We start from the raw sequence: 11,717 nt of genomic DNA, 5'->3' as shown, positions 1-11,717 counted from the left end.
GATCGTGAGCTCGCCGGCGGCCGGCGGCTCGAACGAGGCCGTCCGGCGCGCGAAGGAGCTCGCGAAGCAGAACCCCGACTGGGTCATGCTGTACCAGTACGGGAACCCGAACAACGCGGGCGCGCACTACCACGGCACCGGCCCGGAGGTCCTGCGTGACCTGCCGTCGGTCACCCACTTCGTCGCGGGACTGGGGACGACCGGCACTCTGGTGGGCGCGGGCCGGTACCTGCGGGAACACAAGCCGGACGTGCAGATCATCGCGGCCGAGCCACGGTACGGCGAGCTGGTGTACGGCCTGCGCAACCTCGACGAGGGCTTCGTGCCGGAGCTGTACGACCCGGAAGTGCTGACCGCCCGGTACTCGGTGGGCTCGTACGACGCCCTGCGCCGGACCCGGCAGCTGCTGGAGACGGAAGGCATCTTCGCGGGCATCTCGACGGGCGCCATCCTGCACGCGGCACTGGCCGCGGCGGACAAGGCGGTCCGCGCGGGTACCCCCGCCGACGTGGTCTTCATCGTCGCCGACGGCGGCTGGAAGTACCTTTCCACGGGCGCCTACAGCGGCTCGGTCGACGAGGCGGCAACCCGCCTGGACGGCCACCTCTGGGCCTAACCCCCGCGAGTCCCGCGTTCAAACACACCGAGTCCCGCGTACGGACACCCCGAGTTGCGTTTTCGTGCATGGTCGGAGCCCGACGATAGGGTCGGCCCCATGATTGAGGTCACACGGGAGACACGCGTGCCCGCGGGCGTCGACAAGGTCTGGGCCGTCGTGTCCGACCCGGCGCGCGCGCCCGAGTGGTTCGAGTTCTCCGACCGCACCGAGGTGCTGTCGGGGGAGGGCGTCGGGCAGCAGCGCACGCAGCACGGGCACTGGGGGCGACGGAAGTCCGAGGTGGACCAGGAGATCACCGCGTGGGAGCCGGGCAGGCTCCTGGCCTGGCGGCACCTGGCGGAACGCCTGGACGGCAAGCCGGCGCCGAAGTTCGCCGCGTCGACGGAGTTCCGCATCGAGCTGGACGGCGACGGCGAGGCGACGACCGTGCGCCTGAGGTCGCTGCAGGAGCCCGCCGGCGCGGTCAAGGGCTGGGTCATGAAACGCCTGGGCACCAAGGACGTGGCGCGCAACCTCGAACGCTCGCTCGCGAAGCTCGAGGGGCTGCTCGCATGAAGGTCATCGGACTGCTCGGCGGCATGTCGTGGGAGTCCTCGGTCCAGTACTACCGCCATGTCAACGAGCGCGTCCGGGAACGGCTCGGCGGCTTCCACTCCGCGCACTGCGTCCTGTACTCGGTGGACTTCGCCGAGATCGAGGAACTCCAGGCGAGCGGTCGCTGGGACGCCGCGGGCAAGCGGCTCGACGAGGCCGCCGGCGCGTTGAAGCGGGCCGGCGCCGACTTCCTCGTCCTGTGCACCAACACCATGCACAAGGTGGCCGACCGGATCACGGGCCTCCCCCTCCTGCACCTCGGCGACGCCACCGCGGGGGCCGTGCTCGCCGCGGGCGTGCGGAAGGTCGGCCTCCTCGGCACCGCCTTCACGATGGAGCAGGACTTCTACGTCGACCGCCTCGCCTCGCACGGCCTCGACGTGCTCGTGCCGCCCGAGGAGGACCGGGCCGAGGTCCACCGGGTCATCTACGAGGAACTGGTGCTCGGCGTGGTCCGCGAGGAGTCCCGTGCGGCCTATCGCGCGGTCATCCGCAGGCTCGTCGAGCGGGGCGCGGAGGGCGTCATCCTGGGCTGCACGGAGATCGAACTGCTCGTGGGCGCCGGGGACAGCCCCGTCCCGGTCTTCCCGACCACCCGGCTGCACGCCGAGCTTGCCGCCGACCACGCGCTCGGGCTCGCCGAGATGCCAGGGAATTCTCAGGGTTCCACCTGACGCCAACCGCAGAAAACGGACGTAACCTCATGGTGTGAGCACTCTGCCAGCCACATCGCCGGAGAAGAAGCCGGCCAACCGCATCCTGCCGCCCAGGCCGCTGCAGGCGCTGATCGTGATCGCGTCCTTCACGGCGTTGCTCTACCTCATCGAGCTCGTCGACGCGGCGATGTCCGGCCGGCTGGACCAGTTCGGCATCCAGCCACGCTCCCTCGGCGGTCTCGACGGCGTCATCTGGGCCCCGCTGCTGCACCACGGCTGGGCACACCTCTTCGCCAACACGCTGCCGGTGCTGCTGTTCGGTTTCCTCGCCATGTCCAACGGCGTCGGCCCCTGGATCGCCGTGACGGCCACCATCTGGCTCTTCAGCGGCCTCGGCGTGTGGCTCGTCGGCGACACCGGCACGACCGTCGGCGCGTCCGGGCTCGCGTTCGGCTGGCTCGCCTTCCTGCTGGTCCGCGGCATCTTCAACGGGTCGTTCGGCCAGATCGTGATCGCCGGCCTGCTCTTCCTGTACTGGGGCAGCACGCTGCTGGGCGTCCTGCCCGGCAATCCCGGGGTGTCCTGGCAGGGGCACCTGTTCGGCGCGATCGGCGGCATACTCGCGGCATGGCTGGTGTCCCTGGCGAACAGAACCCGATCGGCGTCTTCGACTCCGGCGTCGGCGGCCTGACGGTCGCCCGCGCCATCGCGGACCAGCTGCCCCACGAGCGGCTCCGGTACGTCGGCGACACGGCCAACAGCCCGTACGGCCCGCTGCCGATCGCGGAGGTACGCCGCCACGCGCTGGCGGTGGCGGACGACCTGGTGGCGAGCGGCGTGAAACTGCTGGTCATCGCGTGCAACACGGCGTCGGCGGCGTGTCTTGGCGACGCCAGGGAACGATACGACGTGCCGGTCGTCGAGGTGGTCGTGCCGGCCGTGCGGCGCGCGGTGGCGACCACCCGCAACGGCCGGATCGGTGTCATCGGCACCGAGGGCACCGTCCGCTCCCGCGCCTACCACGACGCCTTCGCCGCCGCGCCCTCGCTGAAGGTGACCAGCACCGCGTGCCCGCGGTTCGTGGACTTCGTGGAGCGTGGCATCACGTCCGGCCGGCAGGTCCTCGGGCTGGCGCAGGCGTACCTGGAACCCCTGCAGCAGGCGGACGTGGACACGGTCGTGCTCGGCTGCACGCACTACCCGCTGCTCACCGGCGTCCTCCAGATCGTCATGGGTCCCGAGGTGTCACTCGTCTCGAGCGCGGAGGAGACCGCGAAGGACGTCGTGCGGGTGCTGACCGAGCTGGACCTGTTCGCCTCGTGGGAGGAGCCGAGACACGAGCTGATGGCGACCGGCGACCCGGCCTGGTTCACCCGCCTCGCGCGGCGTTTTCTGGGCCCTGACCTGGGCGCCTTCGTGGTCACTCCCCATGCGTGATCACTTGTGGCAGGGTGTCGGGCGTGCGTTTGACCGTGCTCGGCTGCTCCGGCAGCGCTCCCGGCCCTCATGAACCGTCGTCCGGGTACCTGCTGGAGGCCGACGACTTCGCGCTGGGCGTGGAGCTGGGCAACGGGACACTCGCCGAGCTGTCCGCGCGACGGGACCCGTTGTCCCTGGACGCGCTGGTGTTCTCCCACCTGCACCCGGACCACTGCGCCGACTTCAGCGCGTTGACCGTGCTGCGCCGCTGGCACCCGACACCGCCCGTTGACCCGCGCGTGCGTCGGTTACCCGTCTACGCGCCGAAGGAGGCGCCGACCCGCTTCGCGGCCGCGTACGCCCCCGATCAGGCCGAACTGGCCGAGACGGACCTGTCGGACGTGTACGACTTCCGCGTGCTGGCCGCGGGTGTCCAGACGATCGGCCCGTTCACGGTGACCGCGGTCGAGGTGAACCATCCACCCGAGACGTACGGCTTCCGCTTCACCCACGGCGGCCGCACCATCGCCTACACGGCGGACACGGGCGTGTGCGCCGCCCTCGACGACCTGGCCGCCGGCGTGGACGTCCTGCTGGGCGAGGCCTCCTGGACCCACCGCGACGACCGTCCCGCCGGCGTGCACCTGTCCGGTGTGCAGCTGGGCGAGCTGGCGGCCCGCGCCTCGGTCGGCCGGCTCCTGATCACGCACGTGGCCCCCTGGACCGACCCGCGGGCGGTGCTGGCCGAGGCCCGAGCCGCCTACGACGGCGAGATCGTCCTGGTCGGGAGAGGCGTCACGTACCCGGTCTAGGAGACCCGGTCGATGTGGCGTACCGCCTGTCACGCGAAGGCCTCGGCCGGCACCTGGACCCACCCGGTGTGCCGCTGGGCGGCCATGTCGACCCGGATGATCGGTGCGAAGGACTGCCCGTCGATCCCGTCGTAGCCGTGCTTGATCACGGAGGCGTGGATGTGGTCGGAGACCGCGAGTACGAGCGGCGCGTCGGTCTGCTGGAGCCGCAGCTTCAGCTCCGGCGAGTTGAGCAGCCGGAACGCGAGGTCGAGGTCCTCCCCGAACGCCCCCTGCCTGTCGAAGTGCACCTCGCCGGAGTGGATCGCGACCCGCAGCCGGAACCTCCGGTCGGGGTGGACCTCCGCGTGCTCGGCAAGCATCTCGCTCAACGCGGGCACGAAGGTGTTCAGCAGCAAGGTCTTCGGTACCCCGTCGACCGGACGCACGAGCGTGATCACGCCGTCCCCGGTGTTGATGAACGGCTCCCGAAGATCCTCGGTGATCTTGCAGTCGAGCAGTGCCGCCTCGAAAAGGTCGAACATGTCCGCACGGACCAGCGCCTTCGCCCGGTTGTTCCTGCCGGTCGACCCCTCGATGTCGCAGACGATCACTATCCGCTGACGTGGCTGGAGTTCTCTATATTCATTCATGACCTGCCTCCAGTCCCTCGTCAACTTCAGCTAAACTTCAGCCAACTTGACGACACTCTGAGATTCGAGGGTAAGTCGGGGATGTGCGCGGAAGCAAGGACCCAATCGCGGTGTAGTGGACAGAACAATGACAACAAGCCGGTCGTTGACGCGGACGTATCGCTCGGATTACTTCCGACGATCTTCGGACCGCCTGACAATCGCCGACTATATACTTCAGGCTTTGGTGCCTGACCTGAAGTTCTGCTGAAGGACGTGATGGCGGTGAACCCAGCTGAAGGCGCGCAGAGGCTGGCTCAGCGGCTGCGGTCCCTGCGGCTCCAGGGATTCGCCAACCGGGTCACCCAGGCCGACCTCGCCGAGGCGCTGGGCGCCAGCGGCCCGCTCATCTCCTCGTGGGAGAGCCGGACCAGCCCGACACTCCCCCCGCAGGAGCGGCTGGAGTCCTACGCGACGTTCTTCGCCACCGAGCGGTCGGTGGCGAAGGCGCCTTTCCGGGTGCTCCCCGAGTCCCAGCTGACGAGCGACGAACGAATTCGCCGCGACGAGCTGCTGCGTGAGCTGACCGGGCTGCGGAACGGGGCACACGAGAACGAGCCGAGCGGGTCCGCCATCGACCCGTTCGCCGGCAGCCACTGGCGTTTTCCGCCGGACGAGGACATCACGATCGTGTGCTCTGCACTACCCGACGAGTACCTCCGGTCGATGCCGTACAGCGACCCGAGCGCCCCGGACTACGTGCGGCTCTACAAGTACGCGGACCTGGACGCCCTGTTCGCGCTGTACGGGCACCTGCGCGCCGCCAACCCGCTGAGCAAGGTCATCCTCCGCGCCCCGGCGGATGTCGTGCCCAGCGACTACACCAGCCACCTCGTGCTGCTCGGCGGCGTCGACTGGAACACGATCACCGCGGAGCTGCTGCACCGCCTCGACCTGCCGGTACGGCAGCTCGGCAGGGAGAGCGAGGCCGAGGCGGGTGGTTTCCTGGTCGGCGAGGGCGACGACCAACGGCTGTTCGAACCGGTGCTGCGGAAGGTGAACGGCAGGGAGATCCTCATCGAGGACGTCGCCTTCTTCTACCGGGCGCCCAGCCCGCTCAACGACCGGCGCACGGTCACCTTCTGCAACGGGCAGTACCAGCACGGCACCCTGGGTGCCGTCATCGCGCTCACGGACGCACGCTTCCGCGACCGCAACGAGCAGTACCTGCGTACGCGGTTCGCCGGGGAGAACACGTTCAGCATCCTCAGCCGGGTCAAGGTGTTCCTCGGCTCCGCGGTCGCCCCGGACTGGGGCAACCCCGATGACCTGCTCCACGCGTGGCCGGCCGAGATGTGACCGTGCAAGGGAAGCAATCCAGACACCATCACGGCTCACACCGCCAACTGCTGAGCACGCCGCTACCCGTCCACCTCCCGGTGGACGTGGACGCGATCCTCGTCCCGACCGCGCGTAACGTCGCGAGCCTCGACTCGGCCATCGAGTTGGCCGGCAAACTGGGCTGCACGCTCGTCGCCCTGTGCAGCAGGTGGTCCTCGGCTCACGAGGTCGCCTGGCGGGTGCGGGGCAGGGGCGTCAAGCTGATCGCGATCGACGTCAGCGACCTGCCCGAGGGCGTGGTTGCCTCCTTCGCGACCGACCGGGTCCTCGCGGGCACGCGGTTCGACCGGCGAACCGACACCAGTCTCAAGCGGAACCTCGGCCTGCTCCTCGCCCGGCTGATCGGCTGGCGGCGGGTCGTCTTCCTCGACGACGACATCGGAGTCCCCGAGCCGATGGACGTGTGCATGGCCGCGGGCCTGACCACCCACTACGCGGGCGTCGGCCTGGCGATCAACGGCATGCCCGACAACTCCGTGGTCTGCCACGCCTTCCGGGCGGCCGGCGGACTGCAGGACGTGTTCGTCGGCGGAGGTGCCCTCGCCGTCGGCGCGAAGTCCATGACCTCGTTCTTCCCCAACATCTACAACGAGGACTGGTTCTTCCTGCTCGACGACGACGGCCTACGCCGCACGACGATCACCGGCACGGCCGTCCAGCAGCCGTACGACCCCTACCGGGAGGGCCGGGCCAGGGGCGAGGAACTGGGCGACTGCCTCGCCGAGGGCCTGTTCTGGCTGCTGGACAACGGACGGTCCCCCCGGGACGCGACCCTCGAGCACTGGCGGGACTTCCTGTTCCGGCGCGTCGAGTTCATCACCGACGTCATCGGCATGGTCGAGCGAACGGTCGGCGGTCCGCAGCAACACCGGATGCTGCAGGCGTTGAAGGCGGCCCGCGGGCGCTGCCAATCCATCCGGCCAGACCTGTGCGCGCGGTACGTCAACGCCTGGCGTGCCGACCGCGTCACCTGGCGAGCCCACGTCGAGGAGGTCTACCGCGGTGTCGTGCCGCGCAAGCGGTCCAAGCAGGAACGGCGGTCACTTGCCGGGGTACGCGGCATGTTCCGGTCCCTCGACTTCCCGGACGAGACGGCGCACCTACACCTCCCGCAGGAGCGGCTTCACCATGATCCGGCAGATTTCGACGTGCCGTTCCCCCTTGCCGTCGGTCAGTGAGTAGCAGCGCACCTCCGGATAGGGCCAGTCCTCGTAACCGAGCCGCTTGTACAGTCGCGCCGCACGCTCGTTGGTCACCTCCACCGCCAGCGCGACCTCGGCGAACCCCAGCATCCGCAGCCGCCGCTCCGCGGCCGTGATCAGCCGCGTGCCGATGCCGCGGCCGCGGTGGTCGGCGTGGATCTCGAGGTGGTTGAGGATCGGCGTCCCGGGCAGGCGGGTGCGGAGCTCTTCCTCCTCCGCCGCCTCGAGCCACAGGTAGATGACGCCGACCGGGCGATTGCCACGCCACGCCGTCAGCAACGTGCCGGACCGGCCGGCCTGCCGGGCGAAGCGGTCGGCGAAGAACCTTCGCTGGCCCAGCTCCCGGATGAGGCGTTCGAGGTCAGCGGGGCGGGCGCGCCGGATGTGTAAATTCCCCATGACGTCGCTTCACGGTAGCCGAACCATGTGCGCGCCATCCGGCAATTGCCCGTTATGCTTGGGAACGGCCCGCAGATCGTGGGCCGGGGGAGGCTGACACCGAAGGACCGCCGTGTCCACCAAGGTCGCCGAGCACAAGCAGGTCGTTCGCCGCAGGAAGATCGACCAACTCAGCAAGATCGACAAGTTCGCACAGCGCAGGGCACAACTCGCCAACTCCGCGTTACGCACCCTCGCCGAGCTCGGCTACGCGCGCACCAGTCTCCGTGAGATCGCGCAGAACTCCGAGTTCTCCCACGGCGTGCTGCACTACTACTTCCGCGACAAGGTCGACCTGATCACCTACTGCGTCCGGCAGTACAAGGCGGCGACCATCAACCGCTACGACCAGGTGCTCGCCGCCTCGGCCACGGCCGACGAGCTGCGGGAACGGTTCGTCACCGGCATGGCCACGTCGCTGCGGCGGGACACCGACATGCACCGCCTCTGGTACGACCTGCGGGCGCAGAGCATGTTCGAGGAGTCCTTCCGCGACGACGTCCGCGAGATCCAGTCCAGCATCGAGCGCATGGTCGTCCGCATCGTCCAGCTGTACGCCGAGCGTGCCGGACTACACGTGGCACTTCCGCCTCGGCTCGTATACGCCCTGGTGGACGGCGCGTTCCAGCACGCGCTCCTGAGCCACCTCGCCGGGGACGAGCGGTCCGCCGACGACTTTCCCGGCGACCTCGAGCTCGTCCTCGACCGGGTCGTCGGATGAGGTCCTGCGCAGCACCAGCCAGCAGAGGAACCCGACCGGGATGATCAGCCAGCACGACAGCAACCGGTAGACGAGCACGGTCGCGGCCGCGTCGGCGTTCCCGGCGCCCGCGGACACCAGGCCGGCCAGCAGGCTGACCTCGATCACGCCGATGCCGCCCGGGGTGAGCGGCACTTGCCGGACGACCTGGACGGTCAGGTACACGGCGCCGATCGCGGCCAGGCTCACCGGCAGGTGGAACGCACTGGCCGCCGCGTACAGGCACAGCAGGTCGGTCAGCCAGTTCGCGACCGCCGCGCCGAGCGCGAGCGTCCAGTGCCGGCCGCCGACGTCCCGCGAGCTGGTGAGCGCGTCGGCCAGCGGCGTTAGCAGCCTGTCGAGCCGCGGGAAGCGGGTGCCGACGTCGTGCTGCGTGCACCTGCGCTCCTGAGTGGAGCGAACACCGGTCCTGTGTAGCTGCCAGCTGGACTGCCACGCGAACAGCCCGACGATCGTGGCCAGTGCGAACGCGAGCACGACCGACACGCGCATGCTGCTCGACCCGTCCGACCACGCCTCGCCGAGGTGTACCGCGGCCGCCGCGAGCACGCCCGTCCCGTACAGCAGCAACAACGCGGCGAACGACAGCAGGCCGGACAGCACCATGACCGTCGCGGCCGTCCGGCGGCTCGCGCCACCCGTCCGGAACTGGCGGAACGCGTACGCCGCGGAGATCGCCGAGCCGGCGGGCAGGCTGATCGCGATGGCGGAGCGGCTGTAGGACAGGGCGAGCGCGCGGTGTCGCGTCATGCGCACGCCGAACGCGGTCAACAGCCGGCGTTGCTGGCGGGCGAACATGCCCATCGAGACGAACTCCGCGACCACGGCGACGGCGAGCCAGCTGGTGTCGGCGTCGGTGATCGCGTCGATGACCGCTGTGACGCTCGGCAACTTGCCGCGCAGCGAGATCACGGCGACGATGAGAAGTGCCAGCACCGCCGCGGCCTTCACCGAGCCCGCGAGTACCGGGTGTTTCTTCCTGGCCTGTAAGTCCCCCTCGGACATAAGCCGCCTCCGATTTCAACCTACGTTGAATGCTCCCCCGTGTTGGCCGGTCGGTCAATCGGCCGTGGGGTAACGTCCGCCACAGTGGTATCCCGGGGCGCTCGCGCCGCGGTCAAGCTCTGCTGAGCGGCGGTGTGAGCCGGTCGTGCGCCGGGGCCTAGAGTTCTCGCTGTGGTACGTAGCGATGGCAGGAACGACGACCAGCTCAGGGACATCAAGCTCACCCGGGGTTTCCAGGTCTGGCCGGCCGGCTCGGTGCTCGTCGAGTTCGGCAAGACCAGGGTGCTGTGCGCGGCGAGCGTGACCGAGGGTGTGCCGCGCTGGCGCAAGGGCTCCGGCCTCGGCTGGGTCACCGCCGAGTACGCGATGTTGCCGTCCGCGACCAACACGCGCGGTGACCGCGAGTCGGTGAAGGGCCGGATCGGGGGTCGCACACACGAGATCAGCCGGCTCATCGGCCGCTCACTGCGTGCGTGCATCGACCTGGCGGCCCTCGGCGAGAACACGATCGTGATCGACTGCGACGTGCTCCAGGCCGACGGCGGCACCCGCACCGCGGCGATCACCGGCGCCTACGTGGCACTCGCCGACGCCATCACCTGGCTGAGCGCGGCCGGCCGGCTCGCCGACCCGCAGCCGCTGTCGTGTGCCGTGCAGGCGGTGAGCGTCGGTGTGGTGGACGGCCGGATCCGTCTCGACCTCCCGTACGAGGAGGACGCCCGCGCCGAGGTCGACATGAACGTCGTGGCCACCGACGCCGGCACGATCATCGAGGTTCAGGGCACCGGCGAGGGCGCCACGTTCACCCGGTCCACGCTGGACCGCATGCTCGACCTGGCGCTGGCCGGATGCGCGCACATCAACGAGCTGCAGAAGGCCGCGCTGGCCGAGCCGTACCCCGGCGAACTCCCGACCGCGAAGGTGGCCCGTCCGTGACCCAGCTGCTGGTGGCGTCCCGCAACGTCAAGAAGCTGCAGGAGATGCGCCGGATCATCGAGCGTGCCGGCATCGAGGGCGTGACCGCCGTCGGTCTCGACGAGGTGCCGCCGTTCGAGGAGGCGCCGGAGACCGGTGCCACGTTCGAGGACAACGCGGTCGCCAAGGCCCGCGACGCGGTGGCGGCAACGGGCCTGCCGACGGTCGCCGACGACTCCGGCCTGATGGTCGACGCCCTGAACGGCATGCCGGGCGTGCTGTCCGCCCGCTGGGCCGGCCTCGCCAAGGACGACCGCAGGAACCTGGAACTGGTGCTGGAGCAGGTCACCGACATCCCCGAGGACCGGCTCGGTGCCCAGTTCGTCTGTGCCACGGCCCTGGTGCTGACGAACGGCACGGAGATCGTGGTGCGGGGCGTGTGGCCCGGGACCCTGGTGCGCAAACCCCGCGGCACCAACGGTTTCGGCTACGACCCGATCTTCGTCCCGGACGGCGAGACCAGGACGTCGGCGGAGCTGCTGACCGAGGAGAAGGACGCGATCTCCCACCGCGGCAGGGCACTGTCACTGTTGCTGCCACACCTGCGCAGCCTCGGCGACCGCTAATCTACGAGGAGAGCTGCTGGTTCAGCGCCTCGGCCGCGGCGGTCACGGACCTGGCGCAGGTCTTCCAGCCCGAGCCGAGCGGGTGCTCGGTCAGCAGGACCACGATGTAGCGCCACTGCGGGCCGACGAGGCCGGTGCTGTGCAGCACCATCGTGTGGTCGTTGTTGCCCCAGCCCTGCTTGATCGCCCACTGTGCGCTCAGGCCGTCGGGGATGCCGAAGTACTGGCGGAAGTCGTCCGCCCCGTACTCCGTCGCCTTCGCGAGCGCGTCCACGACCAGTATGTGGTCGTCGGGTGGCAGGCCGTTCATCACGTACTGGTACACGAGAACCATGTCGTGCGCGGTCAGCGTGGTCTCGCCCCACCTGCCGTACACCTCCGGCGGCTCGGTGCCCCTCAACCCGATCAGCCGCGCCGCGCGGGTGACCAGCCGCGGTCCGCCGGCGTCGACCCACATCGCGCTCGCGATGGTGTCGTCGCTCATCGAGAGCATCCGCGTGATGTTCTTCCGCTGGGCCGTACTCGCGCCCTGGTGCAGCGCGTCGATGGCGATCAGCAGCTTCACCAGCGACGCAGAGTGGAACTGCCGGTCCGCCTCGACGGACAGTAGTTCGGTGCCCGCCACCCGGTCGAAGACCACGGCGCCCAGCGTCGTGTTC

General features: G+C 69.7%; 14 protein-coding genes and 1 pseudogene. 11 read left to right on the top strand and 4 right to left on the bottom strand.

Features of this window, described 5'->3' with window-relative positions; genetic code table 11:
- The 6 genes from VET29_RS19450 to VET29_RS19425 all read left to right on the top strand — a co-directional run.
- Positions 1–616, top strand: a 616-nt coding sequence (locus tag VET29_RS19450; protein ID WP_324922349.1) for a PLP-dependent cysteine synthase family protein, incomplete at its 5' end; no start/stop codon positions are given.
- Positions 617–715: 99 nt separating this feature from the next.
- A complete protein-coding gene (locus tag VET29_RS19445) occupies positions 716–1,174 on the top strand; it encodes an SRPBCC family protein (RefSeq protein ID WP_324922347.1) in 459 nt (152 codons plus the stop codon).
- On the top strand, positions 1,171–1,887 hold the full coding sequence (locus VET29_RS19440) for an aspartate/glutamate racemase family protein (RefSeq protein WP_324922345.1): 717 nt from the start codon (positions 1,171–1,173) through the stop codon (positions 1,885–1,887). Before VET29_RS19445 ends, VET29_RS19440 begins: the two co-directional genes overlap by 4 nt.
- Before the next feature lie 34 nt (positions 1,888–1,921).
- Complete coding sequence (locus VET29_RS19435) at positions 1,922–2,560, top strand: rhomboid family intramembrane serine protease (RefSeq protein WP_324922343.1); 639 nt, start codon at positions 1,922–1,924, stop codon at positions 2,558–2,560.
- The gene (gene murI / locus VET29_RS19430; RefSeq protein WP_324922341.1) at positions 2,497–3,306 is read left to right on the top strand and encodes a glutamate racemase; all 810 of its coding nucleotides are present in this window, start codon (positions 2,497–2,499) and stop codon (positions 3,304–3,306) included. Before VET29_RS19435 ends, murI begins: the two co-directional genes overlap by 64 nt.
- Positions 3,307–3,329: 23 nt before the next feature.
- Positions 3,330–4,100 (top strand): MBL fold metallo-hydrolase, encoded by a 771-nt coding sequence (locus tag VET29_RS19425; RefSeq protein ID WP_324922337.1) that lies wholly within the window; start codon positions 3,330–3,332, stop codon positions 4,098–4,100.
- A gap of 29 nt (positions 4,101–4,129) precedes the next feature.
- Here VET29_RS19425 and VET29_RS19420 read toward each other — a convergent pair whose 3' ends face one another.
- Positions 4,130–4,732 carry a hypothetical protein gene (locus tag VET29_RS19420; protein ID WP_324922335.1) on the bottom strand — a complete coding sequence of 201 codons (603 nt, stop codon included), beginning with the start codon at positions 4,730–4,732 and terminating at the stop codon, positions 4,130–4,132.
- A gap of 258 nt (positions 4,733–4,990) precedes the next feature.
- Here VET29_RS19420 and VET29_RS19415 point away from each other — a divergent pair, with 258 nt between their 5' ends.
- Both VET29_RS19415 and VET29_RS19410 read left to right on the top strand, forming a co-directional pair.
- The gene (locus tag VET29_RS19415) at positions 4,991–6,070 is read left to right on the top strand and encodes a helix-turn-helix transcriptional regulator (RefSeq protein ID WP_324922333.1); all 1,080 of its coding nucleotides are present in this window, start codon (positions 4,991–4,993) and stop codon (positions 6,068–6,070) included.
- 2 nt (positions 6,071–6,072) lie between these two features.
- Positions 6,073–7,290 carry a hypothetical protein gene (locus VET29_RS19410; RefSeq protein ID WP_324922331.1) on the top strand — a complete coding sequence of 406 codons (1,218 nt, stop codon included), beginning with the start codon at positions 6,073–6,075 and terminating at the stop codon, positions 7,288–7,290.
- Here the strand turns inward: VET29_RS19410 and VET29_RS19405 are convergent.
- Positions 7,213–7,713 carry a GNAT family N-acetyltransferase gene (locus VET29_RS19405; protein WP_324922329.1) on the bottom strand — a complete coding sequence of 167 codons (501 nt, stop codon included), beginning with the start codon at positions 7,711–7,713 and terminating at the stop codon, positions 7,213–7,215. The genes VET29_RS19410 and VET29_RS19405 overlap by 78 nt on opposite strands.
- A gap of 112 nt (positions 7,714–7,825) precedes the next feature.
- Between VET29_RS19405 and VET29_RS19400 the strand changes: the two genes are divergently transcribed.
- A complete protein-coding gene (locus VET29_RS19400; RefSeq protein ID WP_324922327.1) occupies positions 7,826–8,473 on the top strand; it encodes a TetR/AcrR family transcriptional regulator in 648 nt (215 codons plus the stop codon).
- 42 nt (positions 8,474–8,515) lie between these two features.
- Here the strand turns inward: VET29_RS19400 and VET29_RS19395 are convergent.
- Positions 8,516–9,517 (bottom strand): annotated as a pseudogene (locus VET29_RS19395) (lysylphosphatidylglycerol synthase transmembrane domain-containing protein); the annotation flags it as partial.
- A gap of 171 nt (positions 9,518–9,688) precedes the next feature.
- On the opposite strand from VET29_RS19395, the gene rph reads away from it, so the two are divergent.
- Positions 9,689–10,453 carry a ribonuclease PH gene (gene rph / locus VET29_RS19390; RefSeq protein WP_324922324.1) on the top strand — a complete coding sequence of 255 codons (765 nt, stop codon included), beginning with the start codon at positions 9,689–9,691 and terminating at the stop codon, positions 10,451–10,453.
- Positions 10,450–11,058 (top strand): RdgB/HAM1 family non-canonical purine NTP pyrophosphatase, encoded by a 609-nt coding sequence (rdgB, locus tag VET29_RS19385; protein ID WP_324922321.1) that lies wholly within the window; start codon positions 10,450–10,452, stop codon positions 11,056–11,058. The genes rph and rdgB overlap by 4 nt, the downstream gene beginning before the upstream one ends.
- 1 nt (position 11,059) lies before the next feature.
- Here rdgB and VET29_RS19380 read toward each other — a convergent pair.
- A partial coding sequence (locus VET29_RS19380) for a serine hydrolase (protein ID WP_324922319.1) occupies positions 11,060–11,717 on the bottom strand: 658 nt, incomplete at its 5' end.

The organism is Actinophytocola sp. (assembly GCF_035634895.1).
GTDB lineage: Bacteria > Actinomycetota > Actinomycetes > Mycobacteriales > Pseudonocardiaceae > Actinophytocola.
This window is presented reverse-complemented; position numbering and strand designations above follow the sequence as displayed.

Coding starts and splice junctions, on each gene's coding strand:
- VET29_RS19415 (WP_324922333.1), top strand. CDS start 4,991: ATGGCGGTGAACCCAGCTGAAGGCGCGCAGAGGCTGGCTCAGCGGCTG.
- murI (WP_324922341.1), top strand. CDS start 2,497: ATGGCTGGTGTCCCTGGCGAACAGAACCCGATCGGCGTCTTCGACTCC.
- VET29_RS19420 (WP_324922335.1), bottom strand. CDS start 4,732: ATGAATGAATATAGAGAACTCCAGCCACGTCAGCGGATAGTGATCGTC.
- VET29_RS19445 (WP_324922347.1), top strand. CDS start 716: ATGATTGAGGTCACACGGGAGACACGCGTGCCCGCGGGCGTCGACAAG.
- VET29_RS19405 (WP_324922329.1), bottom strand. CDS start 7,713: ATGGGGAATTTACACATCCGGCGCGCCCGCCCCGCTGACCTCGAACGC.
- VET29_RS19440 (WP_324922345.1), top strand. CDS start 1,171: ATGAAGGTCATCGGACTGCTCGGCGGCATGTCGTGGGAGTCCTCGGTC.